Raw genomic sequence first — 24,360 nt, 5'->3', positions numbered from 1 at the left:
TTTGTGTATGTATATCATATCTTATACATGTATCTTGCCTGCAATGCTTACCTTCCGGCAGATGAAAATTCCAACTAACAATAAAACCGGAAATATACTTCCTGCCAGAATCCCCATTTTCAGGTCATCATTCAACAATCCCGCTGCAAATCCGACCAAAGCCGGACCACTTGAGCAGCCTACATCACCGCCCAATGCCAGTAATGCAAACATAGCAGTTCCTCCTTTTGGCAATACTGCTGAAGCCTTGCTGAATGTTCCCGGCCACATAATCCCTACTGACAATCCACATATTGCACAGGCAGCAAGACTAAACTGGGGAACCGATAGCAATGATATTCCAATGTAGGATGCGATACACAAGATACTGCTCCAAACCATAAACCGGTCTAATTGTATCTTGTCTCCATATTTTCCATAAAATGTTCTGGCTGCTCCCATCAAAACCGCAAATGCCATTGGTCCTGCCAAATCTCCTGCCGTTTTTGAAATCCCCAGTCCTTGCTCGGCAAATGTAGATGCCCACTGGCTCACCGCCTGCTCACTGGCTCCCGCACAGATCATCATCACCAAAAGCAGCCAAAATACTTTATTGTGAAGCAGCTCCTTCAAGCTTAATCCGGACTCTCCTTCTTCCATTAAGGAAGCAATCGGCACCTTCATAAACGCAAACATATTGCAAAGAGGAATCAATGCCCAGACAACTGCCAGTACCTTCCAGTTTCCGATTCCAGCCGCTTTAAAAAACAGAGTGGACAGAAGGACGACACCCACATGCCCCCAACAGTAAAAAGAATGCAGCATACTCATTGCTTTTTCCTTATTATCAGACGGACATGCTTCCACCACCGGGCTGACCAAAACCTCCAACAATCCGCCGCCAACAGCATACACCATGACCGACAGCAGGATCCCGCCGAATGCAGACGGTAATACTTCCGGCAATATGGTAAGTAAGATCAGTCCCGCTGCTGAAAAAACATGCGCCATGATCATACACAGACGATATCCCAGTTTGTCCACAAACCCGACAGACAGCAAGTCTGTCAAAAGTTGTACTCCAAAGTTAAACGTAACCAATATTGTGATCTGTGACAGTGGTATCCCATAGCTCCGTTGAAACGTTAAAAATAGAAGCGGCACGAAATTATTTACAATCGCCTGTACAATGTACCCCGTAAAACAGGCAATGATCGTTTTGTTGTACTGATTTTGCATAATTGATCCTTCTTCTCCCAAGTATTTTTCTCATTGAAGTTTTTCTTGTTGTATGAAATCTGTACGATTTAAAAACAAGTCGTTTTCAATTATACTTCTTTTCTTCCTGCCCTGCAACACCTCAATATTCCTTATGGATGTCAATCTACTGTTGTGACATACCTAATGCAGCGTCACAGCCAGTATTTCTAACGCATTCGATTCTTCCACATCCAAAACCACCTCATATGTTCCGGCCGGAATTTCTGTTTTGCCCCAAGCTGTCTGTATCTTTCTTTCTGGTTCCTTTGTTCCGCCCTCCGCAGAGCATATGACTTCTCCCGCCTCAATCCGGCAGCCGGCATTCTCCTTCTTTTCTTTTTGAGTTCTTACATCTGTTTGAGGTGTCACACGCACACGGATTTTTCCGGAGCCTGTATACGTAATTTCTGTTTCTGACCACGAAGCACTATTCTTTACATACCGAAATACCATTTCATCTCCCACAGAAAGATTCATCAGCTTTTCTTCGTATCCGTTCTTTTTCTCTTCTTCTGTACTCAGGCCGATATAAACCGATCCCTTCATTTGACACGCCTGATATCCCATCATCGGTTCATGCGGTGCAAACGGCTCCCCGACTCCCTGAGATGTCATCTTCACTTCATCGATCGTTCCGTCCTCATGAATCGTGATCGGTTCGATACACAATCGCCTATGCTGCTGCACACCGCGGCTGCATCGATGATAGAACACATACCACTGGCCATTCACATTTTCAATAGAACCATGATTATTCCAGCTTTCCGGATCACAGCCATCATTGTCGATGATGATTCCCTGATATGCAAATGGTCCCAGCGGAGATTTTCCCGTAGAATATCCAAGTGATGTCGGCTTTCCCCGTTCCATATCTGCATATACATAATAATACATATCTCCTATTTTCCGCATTGACGATCCTTCGTGAAAGAAGTGTTCCTCCTCCGTCACCAGATCGTCTACAATATTTTCCGGATCAAAGGAAATCATATCTTCATTGAGTTTTACCCCATGCGAAAACAATTGGCCCCAGTAATAATATGCTTGTCCGTCATCATCAATAAAAATTGCCGGATCGATCCCGCCGCACGGAAGTTGGGTCGGATTTGTAAACGGTCCTTCCGGTTTTTCAGATACCGCTACTCCCTCACTATCATCTGACATACAAAAATACAAATAATATTTTCCGTCTTTCTCAATACAATCCGGTGCGAAAAGTAATGCCGGTTTTTCACCCTCATTTTTTTCAAATTTCTCTTTCATATCCTCTTCGCCGTCCGCCATAGCCGCAAGCATTTTCTGAATAAACGGAGTCGGATGACTCCAGTCGATCCCGGGATATTTCGGCGCATCCGGATTGTAAAACCATGGAATCTGCTGTCCTGTAAGGGAAATATCATGAATCGTCCAATTTTCCATATCCGGTGTTGAAACAACATGATATTTTTCACTGCAGTACACATCTTCCCTATCATCAAAGCTTCCGTAAATATAAAGCTTTCCATCCGGCATCATATGCCCCTCGCTGTCCGGAATGTGATATTCCAACGGAAGGATTGGATTGCGGGTATTTTTAAACATTTTCATTTTCATAATCTCCTGTCTCAGTACTATTTCCACTGCATTTTCTACTGTCTATTCTGTATCACTGCCTATATCATACGCTCTGATCCTGAGTCTGCATATGATAAAATCTGACATTCACCCTTGAAATGACGACATATTGACACTTGATTCTTTGAACTTTATACTTTTAATTAAATCCTGCACTTTTTGATTAAAAGAATTTGTACTGAAAATCTGATCCTATTTCGATCACTTACCTTTTTCATCATGCTTTTTTGCCCAAAGGAGGTTACTGCCATGAAATTTATCGAACAATATACACGTGAAATCAATACAAACCTACGTCCTTTAGAGATTACTCTAAAAAAACTGTACAAACAAAACCAAAATCGTGACCTTGAACTTCCCCATAAGATCGAGGACTGTAAAGATATCCTGACAAAAGCAAGCTTGATGAGCGAAAATCTGTTTCCTCAGATTTTATCGAATACATTGGAGGAAGACTTATTTTTCCATGAAAACCTGGACTGTGAAATCTACATGCATCTGCGTTATCTCCCATGCAACTGGCACTCCCATTCTTTTCTGGAAATTGTATGCGTCATGAAAGGCTCTTGTATCAATTATATTCTGGAACAGAAAATCGAGATGAAAGCCGGAGATATCTGTATCATTGCCCCTGATACCAGACATGCCATAAGCGCTTTTTCCGATGACAGTGTGATTTTCAATTTAATTCTACGAACCAGTACGTTTGAAACCGCCTTTTTCGGAACTCTTTCTGAAAATGACGTTCTATCGGATTTTTTTATGCGGAGTCTTTACAATTCCAAAACACACCCTTATCTTTTATTCCGCACAGGCGGCGATTCGGAAACTTTTAATTATGTAGGTTTTGCATATGAAGAATATTCCGGAAACCGACAGTATAAAAACCGGATGCTGAATTCCATCATCAACGCTTTCTTTATTATACTACTGAGAAATCACGGAAACAAAGTGATCGTCCCTGAACTGGGAGACGGCGATAAAGAACAGAATCTGATCTACATCCTGAAATATATGCAGGAACACTTCTGCACCGTAACGCTCAAAGAATTGTCTGTGTTTTTTAATTACAGTGAACGGCAGATCCAGCGGATCATCAAGACAAGCACAGGCATGAGTTTCAGCGAAAATATCCAAAAACTGAAAATGAACCGTGCAGCCCGCCTGCTTGCCAATCCGGATTTATCCGTCACAGCGATCGCGGAAGAACTTGGATATGCCGATGCAGGAAACTTCCGATATATATTCAAGAAATATTATAGCATCACCCCTGTAGAATTCAGATCAAAGATATCATGATGTCGTAAATTCTCCCCCCAGTGTCACCTCACCCTCTATCCGAAATCCTTTTGCCTTGTTATGCTGTATTTATCTTAAGAAACAGTTTCTAAAGGAAAGAACTTTTAACAGGTAAAATGAACGGAGGTAATTACAAATGAATGAGAAAAAAGAAATGTCTTTTTCACAAAAGCTTTTTTGGGCGCTGGGGCAATCTACGGGACGTCAGTTTATCACCGCATTAGTTTCCACTTATATTCTGGTATTTTTGACTGATATATTCGGTGTGGCGGCAGGCGCTGCCGGTGTGATCATGACTGCGGCAACCATCTGGGATGCGATCAATGATCCGATCATCGGAAATATTGCCGACAGGACAAAATCCCACTGGGGAAGCTACAGGCCATATTTATTATTTGTACCGCTGCCGCTGGCAGTTGCCGCAGTACTTTTGTTTGCCGCACCGCATCTGTCACCGGCCGGGAAGGTTGTCTATGCAGCTGTTCTGTATGTTTGTTACGGAATGCTTCTGACTGCACTTGAGATTCCGTATACAGCGATCCTTCCTACATTGTCAAAAAACGATATGGAAAAAAATGATGTGATTTCGATCGCAACCTTTATTTCTTCTGTCATGATTTTGATCGTTTCTTCCTTTACAACCAATCTGGTCGCTGTGCTCGGCGGTGATGATCCGGAAAAAGGATATATGATCCTTGTTGCAATCGGCGCTGTACTGATGTGCATTACAAGCTGGTGTGCATTTGCAAAATGTAAAGAGAAATACGTGACAGATACTACAAAGAAGGAGCCCGTCGGCAAAAGTCTGAAAAAATTGTTTAAAGTAAAAGAAATGTACCCGATGCTTTTATTCTGGTGCACAGGATGTATTTTGTTCCAGCTGATCATGACATCTTCCGTATTTTACTGCATGTATTATCTGATGAATCCTGCATTGATCGCAACCTATATGCTTGTGATCTCTGTAAGCGGTATGGTCGGTGTCATGGCATTGATGCCGGTCATCTTACGGCTGCTCAAGGGAAACCTGAAAAAAGCTGTTACTTATACACAGGCAATCTGTATCGTGTGCAACCTGATCCTGTTCTTTGTCGGCGGAAAATCTCTCCCGGCTTTGTATATTCTGACTGCCATCTGCAGTGCATTTGCAACTATGACAAATGCGTTCCGCCCGATGACCGTTGTCGGAATGACAGAATATGTGGCAAAAACAACCGGAGAACAGCTAAACGGAACAATTTCAGCGATCGGTGGATTTTCTTATAAATGTGGTACTGCAATTTCAAGCGCAATTCTGGCAGGCGTTCTGGCAGCGACAGGTTATATTGCCGGCGCGATCGGCCAACAGCCGGAAGCTGTTCTGACAGGAATAAATGCAGTCAGATTTTTAGCGCCCATGGCTGCAACTATCTTATATATTATTTTCATTCAATTCTATCCGGAAAAGAGTCCGGAGAATATCTGAAATGATCTGACAGATCAAAGATATCCGATGAAAGTAATAGGAAACGGAGATGAAGTGAAAATACTATGAAGAATCATTTAGGAAAATGGATTACCGGAGAAACGGCAGCACCGTTTTATGCGCGGAAAAAAATTAAGATACTGAAAGCCGTCAAAAAGGCGACTGTAAATGTCTGTGGCCTGGGGCAGTTTCATTTTTACATAAACGGAAAAAAAGTCGAGGATCACGAATTAGATCCGGGATGGACCGATTATCGCAAGTTAGTAGAATATGTAACATTTGATGTAACGAAATATCTGACGCCGGGAGAAAATGTACTTGGCGCAGAAGTCGGAAACGGCTGGTATATCAAAATGGATGAACATTACACATTTCATTTTCCGGAATTCATGCCGCCCAACCCCAACCCCTACCAACCCTTCGGAAAACATCTGGTGCTGGCGTTGAAACTCGTCATTGACTATGAAGACGGTTCCTCCGAGATCATCACGGCAGATGACACATTTCAGACGCAAAAGCATCCTGTCGTGATGAGCAATGTGTATGGTTCTGAGACAATAGACGGCAGGATCCGTGCAGAAAAAAACGTAAAAGGGCAGCCGCTTTCACAGTGGTGCAATGCAGATTATGATGCCTCCGGCTGGCGGCATGCAGTGATCGTAGACAGCGAAGATGCCCCCAAAGGCTTGCCAAAGGAACAGATCCAGCCGCCGGTCAAAGTCATCCAATCTTATGAAGGAAAATATCTTCGGGATGTAAATAACAGAGCAATCTATGATTTTGGGCAAAATATGTCCGGAATCCTGGAATTTGACGCAAAAGGAAACACAGGAGATACGATTTCCATCTATCCGGCAGAAAAGCTGTCGGAAGATGGAGATGTGGATCAGATTGCAAAAAACTGGACGAATGTAGACTCCTGTATCACATATATCATTGGCGAGGATCATGTGTGGGAAACATGCCGAATGAAATTCACTTATTTTGCGGGACGATATGCAGCTGTTGCAAAAAAGGCAAATATGGACGGCAGTAATGAACCGGTCCAGATCCGTAACCTGACCGCCCATGCGGTCACCAGCGCCCATGTCACACACGGTATGTTTACCTGTGATGAGAAACGTTATGAACAAATTTATCATCTTGTGGAAAAATCCGTAGAAGCAAATATGCTTAGTGTCCACACCGATTGTCCGACTATTGAGCGTTTTGCATGGCAGGAACCAAATCATCTGATGGCGCCTTCTATCATGTATATGAAAGACGGACGAAAGCTTTGGGAAAAATTTTTACTGGACATGCGGACTGCCCAACATAAAGACGGAGATTATTTTCTGAATATGGACGGCAGCAAATACGATATGCCTGAAGGTCTGATGCCTTCTCAATGTCCATGTTATATTCCAAATGTACTCCCGGTACCGGGTCTGGGTGATTTTTACGATATCATCCCCTGGGGAAGTACCTGTATTCTGGGAACATACTGGCATTATGTATTCTACGGCGACAAAAAAATCATTGAAGAAAACTACGATGCCGGAATGCGCTATCTGAAGCATTTAAAAACAAAAGTAAATGCCGGCGGCTTTCTCAATCATGGTCTGGGCGACTGGGGAAATCCGAAAAATGAACTGGTACGCGAAAATGTAGAAACCGCGTTTCTATACGCAGACACCATAACACTGGCTTATTTTGCAGAGATTCTCGGAAACAATGCCGATCAAAAAGAACTGGAAGATTATGCACAAGATATCAAACAGAATTATAATGAAAAACTGCTTGTATGGAATGAAGAGAAAGGGTTTTGGTGTTATCGCGCATGGGAAAAACCAGATGAGATTTTCATGACTCAGGCGGCTGAAGCACTTCCCCTTTACTGGGGACTGGCGCCAAAAGAAAAAGAAGCAGATATCGTAAAAGCCTTTCGATACACATTGGAACAGGAGCAGGCATTTGTCAGCGGAGAAGTCGGACTGCCCTATGTGATCCAGACTGCCCGAAAATATGATATGAACGATCTGATCTGCCGGTTTATTCTTCGCAAAAAGCATCCCAGCTACTATGCATTTGTACTGGACGGCGAAACGACACTCGGAGAATACTGGGAAACCAACCCAAGAAGCCATTGCCATGACATGATGGGACATATCATAGAATGGTATTATAACGGCATCGCCGGGATCCAACCGGAAAAGCCGGGATTTGAAAAAGTAACCATCTGCCCCTATCTGCCGCCCGAAATGCAGGAATTTCGCTGCAGCTATGAATCTGTAAAAGGAAAATTCACAGTCCATGTAAAAGCAGACCAGACACAGGTTCTTTTAGAAACAGCGATCCCACAGGGTGTAGAATATCGGATCGATACGAAAAATCTAGAACTTCGGGGAAAAGCGGTTATTGTAAATAAGATTTAATTGTTTATGGGGGCTCCCTCCTGACAAATATCAGGTGAGAGTCCCCATATTCTCTAATGGAGACAGTACCTTTTTACAAATTCTCCCCATTGCTTTTTATTACATTTTGATACCAATAGAAAGACTTTTTCTTTTTTCTTTCCAATGTACCATTTCCTGCATCATCTCTGTCCACATAAATAAATCCATATCTTTTCTTCATTTCACCGGTAGTAAAAGAAACACAGTCAATGCATCCCCATGGGGTATATCCTATCAACTCCACACCATCTTCTGAAACCGCCTTTTCCAATTCCAGAATATGTGATCTCAGATACTCGATTCTGTTATCATCCTCAATCTTTCCATCCAGTTGGAGTTCATCAATTGCGCCGAAGCCATTTTCCACAATGAAAAGCGGTCTCTGATATCTCTCATATAATACATTCAAGGAGTATCTTAATCCTACCGGATCGATCTGCCATCCCCAGTCACTTTTTTTCACATATGGATTGCTTATACTTCCCGGAAATCCATCAACTCCATTTCCTTCCATAACAGCATTTGCTTTTACGGCATTGGACATATAATAACTAAAGCCAACATAATCAACCGTACCGGCTTTTAATATTCGTTTATCTTCCTCTGTAATCTGTATATGAAAGCCTTTACGTTCCCATTCTTTATAAATATAAGACGGATACTCTCCTCTCACATGCACGTCTCCGAACAAATATCTGTCATGCATGGAAAGTGTCGTAAACATAATATCCTCCGGATGACAGGAATATGAATACAGAGGCACAAAAGCCATCATACATCCAATCTGAAAGCCCGGATTAATCTCATGCCCTTTTTCTACTACAAGCGCGCTTGCTACCAGCTCATGGTGCACGGTCTGGTACATACATTCTTCCGGATTTGACTCTTTCGGGAAGATCACTCCTGAACAAGTATAGCCAAACAATGGATATTTATAGTTTTTTTGATTATTGATCTCATTAAATGTCATCCAATATTTCACTTTATTCTTATAACGTTCCATCACTGTCACAGCATATTTCACAAAAAAATCGATCACTTTTCTATTTTTCCAACCGCCATACTCTTTGACAAGATGATATGGCATCTCAAAATGAGAGAGCGTTACAACCGGTTGAATATCATATTTCAACAGTTCATCAAACAGATCATCATAAAACCGAAGACCCTCTTCATTCGGCATTTCCTCATCACCTTTTGGGAAAATGCGAGTCCATGCAATGGAAGTCCGAAAACATTTAAAACCCATTTCTGCAAACAATCTGATGTCTTCTTTATAACGATGATAAAAATCAATTCCATCATGGTTTGGATAATAACAGTCATCCTTTATTCCATCTGTAATTCTACGGTCAACCCCATGCGCCCCTGCTGTAAGTACATCCACTACGCTGATTCCTTTTCCGTCTTCATTCCACGCACCTTCCACCTGATGGGCCGCAACGGCTCCTCCCCATAAAAAATTTTCCGGTAATCTGCTCATATGATAGCCTTCTTTCTACTATTTTAATTCGATAACTTTTTCCTCTACCTGCACATCTTTCCTTGTAAAAGACTTGATATCCTTTTTGTTTCCCATGTCTGTAACTATGAATATCACTGTACTGTCATATCCCTGTGCTTCAATAAAGTCTTTATCAAATGACACCAGCAAATCTCCTTGCTTTACAGTATCTCCCTGCTTTACATGTGTTTCAAATCCTTTTCCATCCAGTTCTACCGTATCAATTCCGATATGAATCAATACATCTACACCATTTACAGAAATACCTAACGCATGTCCGGTAGGAAATACCACAGATGCTGTACCATCACAAGGCGCATACACCTTTCCGTCGATAGGGATAATTCCCACACCATCCCCCATTGCCTTTGACGCAAATGCTTCATCATTCACTTCCTCTATTGCCACAACACAGCCATTTACCGGACTAAATAAAATCAGTTCTCGATCTTCATCTTTCGTATTTTTATTCAGTTCTGGCATTTCCCGGATATTTATAGTCTCCTGCGTTTCCTCTTCTGCTTCTTCAAACCCTACGATCCATGCCAGCACCGTACCCAAAATAAAGGATACTAAAATAGAAATCAAAAATCCAAGAAATTCGCTCATATGTCCGGCTTTAAAATATGCTGGGATCGTAGCAATCCCCGGCATATTATAGCCCCAGGATACAGCATGAAATCCACCGGCGACCGCACCGCCGAGTGCACCGGCAATACATCCACAGATCATTGGTTTTTTCAATCTAAGATTTACGCCGTAAATCGCAGGCTCTGTAATACCGAAGAGCCCCGTTATCGCTGCGGAAGATGATACTCCCTTCATATCACGGTCTTTTGTTTTTAAGAACACCCCAAAAGCAGCTCCAGCCTGTGCAAATACTGCTGATGCCTGCAGACCTGTAAAGGTATCATATCCAAGAGCAGCATAATTTCCGACTGTTACAGGAGTAATTCCCCAATGTACACCAAAGATTACCAGAACCTCCCATAAACCACCTACAACAATTCCTGCTACAATCGGGCTTAATCCATAAAGATAATTGTAAACGCCTCCGATTGCGCCTCCGATCGTATTACCTATGGGACCGAATGCCAGCAGAGTTACAGGTACCATAAGCGTAATTGTAAACATCGGAGAAAACAAATTTCTAACCACGATCGGTAAATGCTTATCAAAAAACTTCTGAACATAGGATGCCATCCAGATCGTCAAAATAATCGGAATAACAGAGGAAGTATAACTTAACAGCTGTACCCGCATGCCAAAAAAATAAACTGCTTCGCCCGCATTCACCATATTAATATAATCTGGACATACCAGTGCACATGCAATTACGATCGCTGCGTAAATGTTCATTCCGAACTTTTTCGCCGCTGTTACAGAAATCAATACCGGAAGGAACGTAAACGCTGTCCATGAAATAAAATTCAAGATCTGGTAAGTACCGCCTGCCGTATCGATTGCTCCAAGCGCTACAAAGATTCCCAAAATCCCCTGCAGAATACCACATGCTGCAAGCGTATATAAAAACGGAGCGAAAATGCTGGAAATCACATCGATGATCCTGCTGAAAATTCCTACTTTATTTCCTCCATTTCCTGAAGACTGATTTTCATCAACAGTAACCAATTCCATAACAAAATCATACGCATCTTTTACATGATTACCAATTACAACCTGGTACTGACCGCTTGCCTGAACAGATGTAATGACACCGGGGATTTTTTTCACCTTATTTGAATCCACCTTCGATTCATCTTTCAAGATAAATCTCAACCTTGTTGCACAATGGGAAACATTTGTAATGTTCTCATTTCCTCCCAATTCATTTACAAGCTCTTTTGCTGTAGCTTTGTAATCTATAGCCATAACTGCTACTCCTTTCTTCTATTTCAGCACCGGTCGCTTTATGGCTTTATTATACGATAATCATAAAAAAATACTATAGTTTCACTTTTCTCAGACATATGTTACAACCATAAAAAACATGTATCTTTCAAAAAACACCTTGTTTTTTATATCAATCGTCTGCCGATTGTTTCCAGCAGATAAATAACCGGCACCTGTGTTGTAATATTATACTCTTCATGAACCATATGATGTCTGACAAAGTAATCCAAATGGAAATCAGATATTTTTGCCAAAGTATTGCTATTTCCATTCGTAATACTCAAAATCTTTGCATGGTGCCGTTTAAAACGTTCTGACATCTGTATGATCTGCTGAGTCTCCCCTGATTCCGACAGCACGATCACAATCGTATCATCCAGATCCTCATGTATCGGATAATATGGATCCTCAATATACTGACTATATTTACCGATATTTGAAAAAAACCTTGCCCCGTATTTCCCAAGTATCCCAGACGTTCCGATTCCGATAAAGATCAGATTCTTTGCATCCTGAATATTTCTGACAATATAATTTATCTTTTCTTCATATTCCGCTGAAGTTGTCGTGTGGAAGAAATACATGATCTCATCAATTCCACAATCCTTTATCTTCTGTTTCTTCATGTCTTCCATCAAAAACTGTTTAAACTTCATTTTAAATTCCGCATAACCATCACATCCTGTTTTTTTACAAAATCTGAGTACTGTTGATGTTGAAACATGTACTGCCTCTGCCAGTTCCCGAATTGTCATATACCTTACTTCATCCTTATGATCCATAACATATGTATACACCAACATCTCTAAATCATTGTACGTCTGTAAAATACTATAATGAAACATGATAACCTCCCCTTTAAAAACAAAATACGCGCTCCTTCTAGATATAATCATTTTGTCAACAAATATAATCCATTGTATGTCTGCAAAATACCTCTGTCAACTTGTTCTTGATTCTTCGCTTCCATATTGCTTTTAAATTATTTTGTATATCAAAAGGAGCTGCCGTACAGACAGCCCCTTTACCTACTACAGTGAAGAGCCTATAATTAACGTTACTGCTAAATCAGACTTGCAGCTCCGATCATCCCTGCCTCATTTCCCAGTGCCCCAATCTCAATTTCTGGAAGTTCTCCTTTAGCTCCTCCAAAACACCCTTCCCTCACAATCTTACGAAGAGGCTCTGTAAGAGATCTTCCCTGACCTGGAAGCCCTCCGCCAAGAAGAACAAGCTGCGGTCTGAATATGTTCACTATATTTACGATTCCAATTCCCAATCTGCGGATATAGGTATCCACAACTTCTTTCAAAATAGTATTACCATTTTCTGCGCCTTCAAATATTTCCTTCGGTGTCAGGTCTTTTCCTGTCGCGTGCTTTGCTTCTCTCATCAACGCCGTTGCTGATGCATATGTCTCTAGGCATCCTTTTCTTCCACAAGTACATGGCTGGCCATCTTCCACAATGACCATATGTCCGAGTTCACTTCCGCCGCTTCCTTTTCCTTCATAGATATTTCCATCTATAATGATTCCGCCGCCGACTCCGGTTCCAAGGGTAATCATAATCACATCCTGACACTCTTTTCCGGCGCCGGCTACTGCCTCTCCCAAGGCAGCACAATCCGCATCATTTGCTATCTTAATCGGGATAGGTAAATATTTCCCTATTTCTTTGACGATTTCTACATTTTCCCATCTAATATTATTGGAATAACGCACTACACCATTCTTACGGTCAATCGTTCCCGGAATTCCGACGCCTGCGCCGACGCATTGGTCCATAGCAATTCCCTGCTGTTCCATAAGATTCAAAGTTTTTTGACCGATTTCCGAAATAACTTCTTCTGATGTCCTTGCAGCGTTAGTCTTAATCTTCTCATAAGCAATTATCTTCTGATGGATATCTACCAATCCGATCTTGGTGTCAGTCCCTCCGATATCAATTCCAATACGGACAGGTGCTGCCTTCTCACGAATCGTAGTAATCAGTGCATCACAAGTTCCTTCCAGCGTATAATTTCCACTTCCCGCTGATACAAAAAAGCTATCACCTTTTCGGAATTCCAATGTTTCTTTTCCATCAGAAATAGTTCCCTGACCATCCAGTATCAGAATACTTGCAAAGGACTCCTCTGAAACATTTCCTTCCATCTTCTTCATAACTTTTCCGTCAAGGTTCAGCTTATCAACGGTAAAGTAATCACAATCCGCCACATGTGGATAACTGCTTTTATCTTTGATGATCGGCACACGATTGGTCACAGCCAGTGCTTTTTCAATATGTAAGTCTCGTTTCTTTCCATCTTTACCGACTCTTCCGTAATCGTAAACACGGTAAGTCACGTTAGAGTTCTGTTGTATTTCCGCAATTAAAATATCCTTACCAATAGCATGAATCGTTCCTGATTCAATAAAAAGCACGTCACCCTTCTGAACCGGAACCGCATTCAACACTTCAAGAAGAGTATCTTCCTGGATTCTCTGCGCAAACTCTTCCTTACTGATTTCTTTTTTGAAACCATAATACAGGAATGCATTTTCTCCCGCATCCATTACATACCACATCTCTGTCTTTCCGTACTGTCCCTCATTTTTCAGGGCATAACGGTTGTCTGGGTGAACCTGGATAGAAAGATTATCTTTTGCGTCAATAAACTTTGTCAAGATTGGAAAATCACGGAATCTCCGGCAATGAACTCCCAATACTTCTTTTCCTTCTGAATCAATATATTGCTGTAAGGTCTTTCCTGCATATGTTCCATTCGTAATATATGACGGTCCATCCGGATGGCAGGACAATTCCCACGCCTCAGCCAGTACATCCCCACTATATTCTATTCCATATTCTTCTCTGAGTCTGTTTCCTCCCCAGAGATAGTCTTTACAGCTTGGTTTTAATTTTAAAATGCTCATAATTCATCCCCATTGCTTTGAATCACATCACGATACCAGTATGCCGAATCCTTCAGGATTCTTTCCTGTGTCTGATAATCCACGTAGACCAATCCGAAACGCTCAGAATATCCTTTCGCCCACTCAAAGTTATCCATTAGTGACCACTGAAAATATCCACACAGATCAATTTCACCTGCTACACGTTTTAATTCACGCAAATATCTTGCCAAAAAATCAATTCTGTTCGGATCATGCACTTTTCCGTCCAGTGAAACAACATCATGACAGGAAAGTCCATTTTCCGTGATGTAAATAGGCTTCTGATACCGCTCATATAAAAACTTTGGTCCCCAGTAAAGTGCCTCAGGTGTCACCGGCCAGTCAATGGCAGTCTTTGGAAATCCCTCATACCTTTTTACATCTTCCGGTTTTCCATCTGCTCCCATACGAATACATCTTCCGTTGTAGATATTTTGTCCATAAACATCGATCGGCTCTGAAATCAATTTCATATCCTCATCTGTGATCTTCGGAAGATATTCCTCATACCGATTTAACCCTTCTTCCGGATAATGTCCTAAAAGTACCGGATCTGACCACCATGGTATATTCCATGTCCAGTTACGATTATCCGGCTGCAGGGAAAACATCATCTGTCTTGCTGCTTCAATATCCTCTGGCTTATCAGTTTTTGGATAACACATACCACAAGTCGGCGCATAACCTATTGTAAGCTTCTGCTTTCCATACTGACGCAACATCTGAACAGCTTTTCCATGAGCCTTCAATGCATTATGAGCCATTTCAAAGGTATCACGAAGCGGCATCTTAAGTCCCGGTGCATGCTCTCCTGTCAGAAATCCAAGACCCACAAAGCACTGCGGTTCATTCAAGGTAAAATAATGAGTTGCTCTGTCGCTGAACCGTTCTGCCACCAGCTTCGCATACTCGCCAAACCATTCTACAATCTGCGGATTCATCCAGCCGCCACGTTTGTAGATTTCATAGGGCAGTTCCCAATGATGCAGCGTAATATATGGCTCGATCCCATTTGCCAGAAGTTCGTCGATCAAGGCATTATAAAATGCAATTCCTTTTTCATTCACACGTCCGAATCCTTCCGGGAGAACTCTGGACCAATCAATAGAAAAGCGATAAGCCTTAAGTCCCATTTCCTTCATAATTCTGACATCCTCACGGTATCTGTGATAATGGTCACATGCCACTTCTCCTGTATGCTCTTCAAACACATGGTCCGGCTCCCCGGTATAAACATCCCAGATATGAAGACCTTTTCCTTCATCCTTTACAGCTCCCTCAATCTGGTAAGAGCTGGTTGCCGCACCCCACACAAAATCTTTTCTAAAAGCCATTATTCTTGCCTCCGTCTATTCTGCCAATTTGGATAATGCCGTTGTCATTGCATTCAATTTATCAGCAGCTTCCCCTTCATCAGCACCTCTCACTCCAATGTAAAACTTTATCTTCGGTTCTGTTCCTGATGGCCGGATACAGCACCATGTCCCACCTTCCAGTTCAAAATACAATACATTTGATTTTGGAAGCCCGGTTGATTTCTTTTCACTTGTGGGATAATCTACCAGAATATCCTCCCGGTAATCCCGAAACTGTGTCACTTTCACTCCGCCAATCTGGACCGGGACTTCACATCGGATGTTTTCCATCATTTCCTGAATCTCCTTTGCCCCATCCTGACCTTTCAGAGTAACAGTAGACAACCCCTCTTTATAATATCCATATGTCTGAAACAGGTTTTCCATCTGATCACATAGGGTGATTCCCTGATGCTTACACCATGCAGCCACTTCACAGAGCGCCATCACTGCAACAACGGCATCTTTATCTCTGGCATGTGTTCCCACCAGACATCCATAACTCTCTTCATACCCGAAAAGATACTCATGTTCATGATTCTTTTCAAAGAACTTGATCTGTTCTCCGATATACTTAAATCCCGTAAGTGTTTCGATCAAATCCACATTGTACGCATTGGTAATGTCTCTTGCCATCTTCCCGGAAACGATAGTCGTAACGACTGCACCATTGTCCGGAAGAATGCCCATTTCCTTTTTTTGAGACAAAATATATTCCAGAATTAACATACCAGACATATTTCCCGTAAAACTTATATATTCTCCAGTCTTAGCATCCTTCGCATAGACACCCAGGCGATCCGCATCTGGATCAGTTGCAAGAATAATATCTGCATCCACTTCTTTTGCAAGCTTTAATGCAAGTGTAAATGCATTCTTATCCTCTGGATTTGGATAAGCTACGGTTGGGAAATTTCCATCCGGAAGCTCCTGATCTTTTACAACATAGACCTGCCCAAAGCCCAATTCCTTTAACACTCTCCGAACCGGGAGATTGCCAGTACCATGAAGTGGTGTATAGACAATCTTCAGATTAGAAGCTTCTTTTCTGATGATCTCCGGATGAAGTACCTGCGTCTTTAATGCTTCCATATATTTATCATCAATTTCAGAAGAGATTACTTCGTACATCCCTGTTTTTTCTGCTTCTTCTCTTGTCATCGTCTTCACTTCATTAAAATCTGTAATGGCATTCACTTCTCCGATAATTTCTTTATCCTTTGGTGCTGTAATCTGTGCGCCATCCTCCCAGTATACCTTATAACCGTTGTATTCCGGCGGATTATGACTCGCTGTTATTACAATTCCAGCTGTACATCCAAGCTCTCTGAGAGCAAAAGACAACATCGGAGTCGGACGAAGTGATGGAAAAATATTAGCTCTTATTCCGTTTGCCGCCATACAGAGTGCTGCCTCTTCAGCAAATTCCGGAGACATGTTTCTAGAGTCATAGGCAATTGCTACGCCTTTTTTCTCTGCTCCCTCTTTTAAAATATAATTTGCCAATCCCTGTGTCGCCCTTCGTACGGTATAAATATTCATACGGTTTGTTCCGGCACCGATAATACCGCGAAGCCCCCCCGTTCCAAATTCAAGATCACGATAAAAACGTTCCTCAATTTCTTTCTCATCATCTGCGATGGCAGCCAGCTCTTTCTTCGTATCCTCGTCAAAATAAGAATCACTCATCCAAAAATTATAAATCTCTCTCGTATTCATAATGCCCTCCTGTTTTTCCTAATACTTTATGCAATAATCAATGACAATAAATAAAATTGGGATGATTTCTCTAATCCGTCATCTATAATTTCAATCTCAACAATGTGTTTTTTATGTTCCCCATGGTGAAGTATTGGCTCCAAATATAGGCAATCTCCCCAATCCTCTTCAAAATTTCCATCCAGGATCCTTGCTTTTTCACTCTCTCCATCCAGCACCAGTTTTGCCCTCAATGCCGGTTTTTTTATAGTTTTTCTATACTGAATGGCTATGCAGGAAGCCTCGATCTCAAACAGGATCTTATCTCCCGCCCTCTTCCCTATCCAGCCATTTTTAAAAAAATCCAGATGCCCTGTTTTTTCTGCTGTATCTGTCTGGAATCCCGAAAGCTTCGGAGAAATCTCCCGAATGGTCAGCCTCTTCGCATTTTCATAGGCATTTGCTGTCATAGGAAGCGGTAGTGGCACCTCTGCTTCCCATTCACTCTTATGCTCTTTTACCTGATCTAAAAATGAAATAATCTCAGCCGCAACCAACTTATGTCCTTTATCATTTGGATGCAGTCCATCTGATGTCAGCTCTTCTCTGGTATACATGCCGCTCTTCATCTTCTGATACAGTGTGTCCTTAACACTTACATGCGGCACATGATACCAGTCACCGATTGCATTATGATACTCCTGCGCATTTTCACCTGTATCATAAAAAACATTATTTAGTAAAATAACTGCTGGTTTAGATTTCCATGTAAGAATTTTTCTTATAACCCCTTCATATGTTTCCTGATAAAACTCATTCTCCTTATCATTGACACTGAAATCCACAATTACCACATCTGGCTGATACATCAACACATCTGTCACAGCCCGTGATACTCCAAACAGAGAATCTGTTCCGCCGATTCCCCCATTCACATAAGCGGACTCTGCAGCTGGGAAATTCTCTTGCCACCACTGAAACACACGATATGCATAACAGTTTTCGTGTTCACTTGCCAGTGATCCCTGAGTGATAGAACCACCCAGAAATCCAATGACCAGTTCCTCTCCTCTTTGCGCTCTTTGCATGCAGCCTTTTAGTCTTGCAAGATTCATTCTTTTCATTATTCGTCCCACCCTTCTATCTCAAGAGTTTCTATATATGCCGCCAGCTCATCTGCCATTTCCTGAGCCTCCGGTATTCTCAAATGCCCTGGTGTTCCCTTTCCGTTCCGTTTAAAAATATACTGTGTGATCCTCGGGTCTTTCATCTCCTGTACCACCTGTCCGATAGAACGGTCCCAGTTTTCATCATGCTGAAGCAACGTCGTACAACAAACAATCTGTGCATCAGGATATTGATTCTTTAATTTTCCGAGAAAAACACCATACCGTTCTCTCCAATGAACCGCCTTTTCCCCATCACAATCCTCTTTCATATAATCCTGCGGGTGGCTGTCGTTTTGTCCGATTGCTACGATTACTACCTGTGGAATATATTCGGAAAAGTCCCATTTCACCGGGGACCCGAAAACCGGATTATAATGAGTCGTATCCCATGCTGTCTCCATACCAACTGCTTCGGGCTCATAAAACCATCCCGTTTTGTCCATAAGTGCTACACCACCCTGTGCAATATCATGAATCTGAGCATTCAGCTTTCTGGCAGTCATCCACGCATAGGAATACCAACTATTGGAATATTCCCCATTATGCTCCGGGTCTTCCTTTCCAACATAATCCACCGCTTCAGAAACTTCCCCGGCAGACACCGAATCTCCGTATACTTCAATTTTTCTCTTCAGCTTTGTCGGCATATCAAGAAGCCGTCCCCCATCATCGATCTCAAAGCCAAGCACCGTCAATTCATGACAGGAATCCTGCCTTTTGAAAAACAACACTTCGTGTTCACCCGTCATCGTTTTCTCTATAGGAATGTCCAGAATAGCCGCACCCTCTTTGGGAAGTAAAAGTGACATCTGCTTACCGTCAATAATACACCCTAAAAAATTGTCCCAGTACGCATTTTTATTTTTTATTCGAATCTTCAATACATTGCCGGTAAATTTCATTCCCACAGAGGTACAGGGATATACAAATACCGGTTCATTGGGTATGCTCCAGTCAATTCTTCCACAGTACTGCAATTTTTTATTATCTGGTTCAATTCTCATTTTTCTGTACCTCCTCACTTTTTGCCATAAATTCCCGAAAAATCTTATCAAAGAATATACTGTTTATTTTTGCCGTCAGCGCAAATCCTGCGAAGCAGTATATCGGAAAAGCCATCATAGTCGTAAATGTTCCTGCGGCAAGACATATAACCGGAATACTGTTCAGACCGATGATCAAAACTGTATAAGGCAGATGTCTTACAGACAAAACTAATGCATTTTTAAATGTATTTTTAATGGTATTTTGAAATCTGGCCTGTAGTGGAAATGCATAACTGAACACCAAACTCCAGACAACTGTTACACAGCCAATTGCGATCGCCATTCCCTTCCCTAGATTCCCTACATAGAAAATATCAAATAACAGAAGCACACCTGTCATCAGGAATATGATCCACAATACCGTACTCTGTTTCCACTCTTCCCGGAACGCCTTTATGTATTCTCTCGCCACATAATTGCTTTCTCTTCTCTGCCGCCTTAATGCAACCTGATAAAGGGCTGTCAGTGAGGCTCCTGCTGTAATTACCGGCACAGATGTGACTACAAACAGAATATTCAAAATAATCCAATCACCCAAATTTCCTGTAAAGTCAAAAAAGGGATTGTCAGTTGATAATTTCTTCATATTCTATACCTCCAATTTCCCCACTTTTCACACTTAAAAGATAATCGAGAAATTCATCTGCTGCTTCCTTATGATCCCCCGTCTCCGGAAAAGTCAGAAGAAGCCGTTCATTCGCATCTCCTGTCACTTTCTCCATAAAGCTGTCATTCCCCAACACGATAGCTCTGCATATTCCGGCATCCATATATGTCTCAAAACTTCCGGCATCCTCTATATGCCGAAACTCACCGCCAAGCTGCCTACAATACTCATAAAAGCTTTCTGATATAATTGCTACATCAAGTTCACCATTCTGCCATTGAAAGAAGAATTTCTCATAGGAACTTTCATTTACACCTTCCAGATGCACATCCGCATATGAGAAATGATAGTCCGAATCAATCACAACTTCTTCTCTCCGAAGCCCTGTTTCTTTGGCATATGTTTCCGCCATCCGATTATCCCGCTCAGTATCTGCTCTCTGATTTACCATTACACATGTAAAAGAGGGATTTACATTTCCAAATAAATAGTGCCTGCCAAACAAAAGAATCAGAGCAATAATGGAAATGCCTCCAACAATGTGCGGCCAATAATAAGTGACAATATAAGAAAACGCCTCTTTTTTATTCATATCAGAAGTTTTTTCTTTAATATCTTTTATCCATTTTTTCCAGAACATTTCCAACACTCCTCTGATTCTTTTCTCCCGGGCAGCCTTTTTGCCGCCCGGAGATAAGATAGTACCTTATAGCAACTCAAGATTATTCTTAATCAATTCACATCTTTGCTTTACACAATCCGGGGAACGATGTGGGTCTTCAAGCGTAGAGAACAGATAATCTTCCAGTTTATCGATGGTAGTTGTAGCCACATGCATTCTAGTATCACAGGAAGCATAGTAAATGTAGACCTCTCCATCTTCCGTTGCAATTGCGCCATTTGTAAATACCACGTTGGATACATCCCCTATCCGTTCATTTCCCAACGGTACAAGGAATACTCCTGATGGCTCTGCGATCACTTTGGCAGGATCTTTCAGATCTGTTCCGAATACATACAACACATATCTGAGACCGGCAGCTGTGTTTCTCACACCATGAGCAATATTGATCCAACATTTTTTACCTTTGATCGGCGGTGCTCCTGCTCCGTTTTTTGCCTCGGTAAGCGTATGATAGATTCTCTTGCTGATAATTTTTTCTTCATCGATCACTGCATGCTCTATATCATCACAGAGTCCGAATCCGATTCCGCCACCGCTTCCAGTCTCAATGAATCCATCCATCGGTCTGGTATAAAATGCATATTTTCCATTCACAAATTCCGGATGAAGAACAACATTTCTCTGCTGTGGAGAGTGCAATGTCTTCAGGTTGTCCATCCGTTCCCAAGTCTTCAAATCTTTTGTTCTTACAATCCCGGCTTCCGCAACTGCAGCCGACAGATCTGAATTCTCCTTATCCTTACTTTCTGAACAGAAAACGCCATAAATCCACCCATCTTCATGCTTTGTCAGACGCATGTCATATACGTTCGTCTCCTCGGGGCATGTGTCCGGAAGAACCACAGGATAGTCCCAGAAACGAAACCCATCAATTCCTGTATCACTCTCAGCTACTGCAAAAAAGGATTTTCTGTCGTTTCCTTCCACTCTCACAACAAGATAATATTTTCCATCTAACTCAATAGCACCCGAATTCATTACTGCATTGATTCCCAGACGCTCCATAAAATATGGATTTGTCTCTTCATCCAGATCATATCTCCAGTAAACCGGTGCAAACTCTCTGGTGAGCACCGGATATTCATAACGGTCATAAATCCCATTATAGTACTCACTTTTTTGATTCTTTCTGGATATCAGCTTATCTACTTTCGCCTGTTCCACATAATATTGTTTATGAAGCATCCTGTAACCTCCTTATCACCTCAAAGCACATTCTTCCGTTATGGTATGGACATTTCCACGGCTCCACGATTGGTTTTCCGATAGGCTTTCTGTCTTTATCCAGTTCTGAAAACCATTCAGACCCAGTTCTCTTATCAATCAGATTGTTTTTAATGTAATCCCAGATATCTTCCGCCGCTTTCTGGTACTTTTTCTGTTCCGGGGATTTCTGGTACCCATTCAAGAAACCGACTAACGCCTCTGCCTGTACCCACCACACACGAGTCGTATCCACAACACCGTTTTCTGCTTCATTTACCAGTGAATGATCAATATATGCTCTGTTATAAATGTTTTCCGTAATTGTTTTCGTGATTGGTGTAAGCTTCGCCGTATAAACTGCATCACCAAGAACTCCAAGTCCTCTGTCAACAAGCCATGCTGTCTCGATATCATGCCCATAGGAGTACAGATCAATAAGTGTATTCCATGTTCTGTCAAAGAAAACCTCCTGACGACCAAGTTCCGGATTATAGACTTTATCAGCAATGATATCCAGCATAAACCGAAGATTATCTGCCACAAACGCTTCCCCTGCAACACGATATAATTCTGTATATGCCTCAAATACATGGAGCAGGGTATTCATAGTTTTTTCTGCCAAAACACCGTTTTCAGAAAGTTTGTCATTGTCCACAGGTTCAAAATTCCGGCTGAACGCTTCCAGATATCCATACTCGTCCTTGCACTTTGTCTCCACAAGATTATAAAGACTGTGGGCAATTTCCAAAGCTTCTTCATCACGTGATGCATCATAATAGGAGGAAAGGGCATAAATAGCAAATGCTTGATTATAGGTATGCTTCGTTGTATCATCCGGCTCTCCCTTATAGTTAAGTGACCAGTATACACCTCCGTATTGTCTGTCCACACAATGTTCTTTTAAAAAAAGGAACGCATGACGAGCACTTTCTAGAAGCGATTTCTCTCCAAGAATCATATATGCATTGGAGAAAAACCAGAGGATCCTGCTGTTTAAGATGCAGCCTTTCACAGCTTCTTTATCCAGCTTCAAGTCAAATCCTAAATAGCCGTAGAATCCTCCGTATACTTCATCTTTCATGCCCTGCCAGAATGGTATAATGTCGTTCTTCAAATGTTCTTTCACTTCTGCTTTCAGCATGATGATTCCTCCAATATTTTATCTCTTTCCAATCTCTGTTTCGGCTTCTGTTACAACGCTGTGTTCCTTAATATAGGATATAACTTCATCCACTTTTGTAAATGCAAGCCCAACATACGTATCCGCACATCCGTAATAAATGGCGATCTTTCCACTTTCGGAATCATGAATCGTAGCACATGGGAAAGTCACGTTTGGCACAAATCCACGCTCTTCATACCACTCCTCCGGTGTCAAAAGGAATGTTTCACAACGGTATTTCACAATCGATGGATTATCAATGTCAAGAATCGCACCTCCGATACTGTATACATATCCGTTACATGTTCCGGTCACACCATGGTAGAATAATAACCATCCTTCGGTTGTCTCGACCGGCGCCGCGCCGCCGCCGATTTTTACATTCTGCCACCATTCGTTTCCTTTCCCCATTACATGACGATGTCTTCCCCAGTATTCCATATCGGGACTCTCTGAGATAAAGATATCCCCGAATGGTGTATGACCACTATCGCTCGGACGAGATAACATCAGAAATTTTCCATTTACTTTTCTCGGAAACAATACCGCATTTCGATTAAATGGCAGAAATGGATTTTCAATTCTGGTAAATGTCTTAAAATCCTTTGTTTTAGCAATACCAATAGATGCACCGTAAAAATCCTGACACCAGATAATATAATAAGTATCCTCTACTTTCACCAATCTTGGGTCATACGCATATTTGGGCATAAAATCATTGCCTTCTTCATCTTTAAACGGTATCTTCTCTTTATCAAATTCCCAGTGAACAGCATCCTTACTTCTTCCCAGATAAATGTACGGGATTCCGTTCGTCTGTTCTCCTCTGAATACTCCGATAAACTCTCCTTCATAAGGCATCACCGCACTGTTAAAAATACGGGCAACTCCTTCGGATGGGTTGCGTCCGATGATGGGATTTTCACTGAACCTCCAGAGCGGCATCTCTGATTTATTGTCACTCGGTCTTTCCTGCCAAGGAACATTTGGTACAGCAGCTCCGATAATTTTCACCTTACTCATTTAATTGTCCTCCATAGTCTAA

Annotated in this window: 18 protein-coding genes; 3 read left to right on the top strand and 15 right to left on the bottom strand. The window is 41.8% G+C overall.

Features of this window, described 5'->3' with window-relative positions; all coding sequences use genetic code 11:
* Nucleotides 1-21: 21 nt before the first annotated feature.
* Complete coding sequence (locus tag NFS18_RS05800) at nucleotides 22-1,218, bottom strand: MFS transporter (protein WP_251388876.1); 1,197 nt, start codon at nucleotides 1,216-1,218, stop codon at nucleotides 22-24.
* Nucleotides 1,219-1,380: 162 nt separating this feature from the next.
* Nucleotides 1,381-2,826 (bottom strand): family 43 glycosylhydrolase, encoded by a 1,446-nt coding sequence (locus NFS18_RS05795; protein WP_251388873.1) that lies wholly within the window; start codon nucleotides 2,824-2,826, stop codon nucleotides 1,381-1,383.
* 276 nt (nucleotides 2,827-3,102) lie between these two features.
* On the opposite strand from NFS18_RS05795, the gene NFS18_RS05790 reads away from it, so the two are divergent.
* The 3 genes from NFS18_RS05790 (at nucleotide 3,103) to NFS18_RS05780 (ending at nucleotide 8,031) form a co-directional block, all read left to right on the top strand.
* Complete coding sequence (locus NFS18_RS05790) at nucleotides 3,103-4,152, top strand: AraC family transcriptional regulator (protein WP_251388870.1); 1,050 nt, start codon at nucleotides 3,103-3,105, stop codon at nucleotides 4,150-4,152.
* Nucleotides 4,153-4,288: 136 nt separating this feature from the next.
* Nucleotides 4,289-5,617: an MFS transporter gene (locus tag NFS18_RS05785; RefSeq protein WP_251388868.1), complete on the top strand. Its 1,329-nt coding sequence runs from the start codon at nucleotides 4,289-4,291 to the stop codon at nucleotides 5,615-5,617.
* 65 nt (nucleotides 5,618-5,682) lie between these two features.
* Entirely contained in the window at nucleotides 5,683-8,031 is a 2,349-nt protein-coding gene (locus NFS18_RS05780) for a family 78 glycoside hydrolase catalytic domain (RefSeq protein WP_251388864.1), read from the top strand.
* 73 nt (nucleotides 8,032-8,104) lie between these two features.
* Here the strand turns inward: NFS18_RS05780 and NFS18_RS05775 are convergent, their stop codons facing one another.
* The 13 genes from NFS18_RS05775 to NFS18_RS05710 all read right to left on the bottom strand — a co-directional run bounded on the left by NFS18_RS05775 (nucleotide 8,105) and on the right by NFS18_RS05710 (nucleotide 24,338).
* Nucleotides 8,105-9,535: a 6-phospho-beta-glucosidase gene (locus tag NFS18_RS05775; RefSeq protein ID WP_251388861.1), complete on the bottom strand. Its 1,431-nt coding sequence runs from the start codon at nucleotides 9,533-9,535 to the stop codon at nucleotides 8,105-8,107.
* A gap of 18 nt (nucleotides 9,536-9,553) precedes the next feature.
* Entirely contained in the window at nucleotides 9,554-11,428 is a 1,875-nt protein-coding gene (locus NFS18_RS05770) for a beta-glucoside-specific PTS transporter subunit IIABC (protein WP_251388859.1), read from the bottom strand.
* A 146-nt stretch (nucleotides 11,429-11,574) separates the two neighbouring features.
* Nucleotides 11,575-12,294, bottom strand: a complete 720-nt coding sequence (locus NFS18_RS05765) for a MurR/RpiR family transcriptional regulator (RefSeq protein ID WP_251388856.1) — start codon at nucleotides 12,292-12,294, stop codon at nucleotides 11,575-11,577.
* A 218-nt stretch (nucleotides 12,295-12,512) separates the two neighbouring features.
* Entirely contained in the window at nucleotides 12,513-14,366 is a 1,854-nt protein-coding gene (locus NFS18_RS19445; protein ID WP_331477539.1) for a type I phosphomannose isomerase catalytic subunit, read from the bottom strand.
* Nucleotides 14,363-15,721, bottom strand: a complete 1,359-nt coding sequence (locus NFS18_RS05750) for a GH1 family beta-glucosidase (protein WP_251388853.1) — start codon at nucleotides 15,719-15,721, stop codon at nucleotides 14,363-14,365. The genes NFS18_RS19445 and NFS18_RS05750 overlap by 4 nt, the downstream gene beginning before the upstream one ends.
* A gap of 15 nt (nucleotides 15,722-15,736) precedes the next feature.
* A complete protein-coding gene (locus tag NFS18_RS05745; protein WP_251388851.1) occupies nucleotides 15,737-17,461 on the bottom strand; it encodes a phospho-sugar mutase in 1,725 nt (574 codons plus the stop codon).
* A 26-nt stretch (nucleotides 17,462-17,487) separates the two neighbouring features.
* A complete protein-coding gene (locus NFS18_RS05740) occupies nucleotides 17,488-18,564 on the bottom strand; it encodes an SGNH/GDSL hydrolase family protein (RefSeq protein ID WP_251388850.1) in 1,077 nt (358 codons plus the stop codon).
* Nucleotides 18,564-19,613, bottom strand: a complete 1,050-nt coding sequence (locus NFS18_RS05735; protein WP_251388848.1) for an SGNH/GDSL hydrolase family protein — start codon at nucleotides 19,611-19,613, stop codon at nucleotides 18,564-18,566. Before NFS18_RS05735 ends, NFS18_RS05740 begins: the two co-directional genes overlap by 1 nt.
* A complete protein-coding gene (locus tag NFS18_RS05730; protein ID WP_251388846.1) occupies nucleotides 19,603-20,241 on the bottom strand; it encodes a YesL family protein in 639 nt (212 codons plus the stop codon). The genes NFS18_RS05735 and NFS18_RS05730 overlap by 11 nt, the downstream gene beginning before the upstream one ends.
* On the bottom strand, nucleotides 20,222-20,902 hold the full coding sequence (locus tag NFS18_RS05725) for a hypothetical protein (protein WP_251388844.1): 681 nt from the start codon (nucleotides 20,900-20,902) through the stop codon (nucleotides 20,222-20,224). Before NFS18_RS05725 ends, NFS18_RS05730 begins: the two co-directional genes overlap by 20 nt.
* Before the next feature lie 66 nt (nucleotides 20,903-20,968).
* A complete protein-coding gene (locus NFS18_RS05720) occupies nucleotides 20,969-22,132 on the bottom strand; it encodes a glycoside hydrolase family 130 protein (protein WP_251388841.1) in 1,164 nt (387 codons plus the stop codon).
* A complete protein-coding gene (locus NFS18_RS05715; protein WP_251388839.1) occupies nucleotides 22,122-23,294 on the bottom strand; it encodes an AGE family epimerase/isomerase in 1,173 nt (390 codons plus the stop codon). The genes NFS18_RS05720 and NFS18_RS05715 overlap by 11 nt, the downstream gene beginning before the upstream one ends.
* Nucleotides 23,295-23,312: 18 nt before the next feature.
* Nucleotides 23,313-24,338: a glycoside hydrolase family 130 protein gene (locus tag NFS18_RS05710; RefSeq protein WP_251388837.1), complete on the bottom strand. Its 1,026-nt coding sequence runs from the start codon at nucleotides 24,336-24,338 to the stop codon at nucleotides 23,313-23,315.
* Nucleotides 24,339-24,360: the final 22 nt, after the last annotated feature.

Origin of the sequence: Mediterraneibacter agrestimuris (genome assembly GCF_943193195.1) — a bacterium.
Taxonomy (GTDB): Bacteria; Bacillota; Clostridia; order Lachnospirales; family Lachnospiraceae; genus Schaedlerella; species Schaedlerella agrestimuris.
The sequence above is the reverse complement of the archived record's forward strand: the minus strand, read 5'-3'. Positions and strand labels throughout refer to the sequence as shown.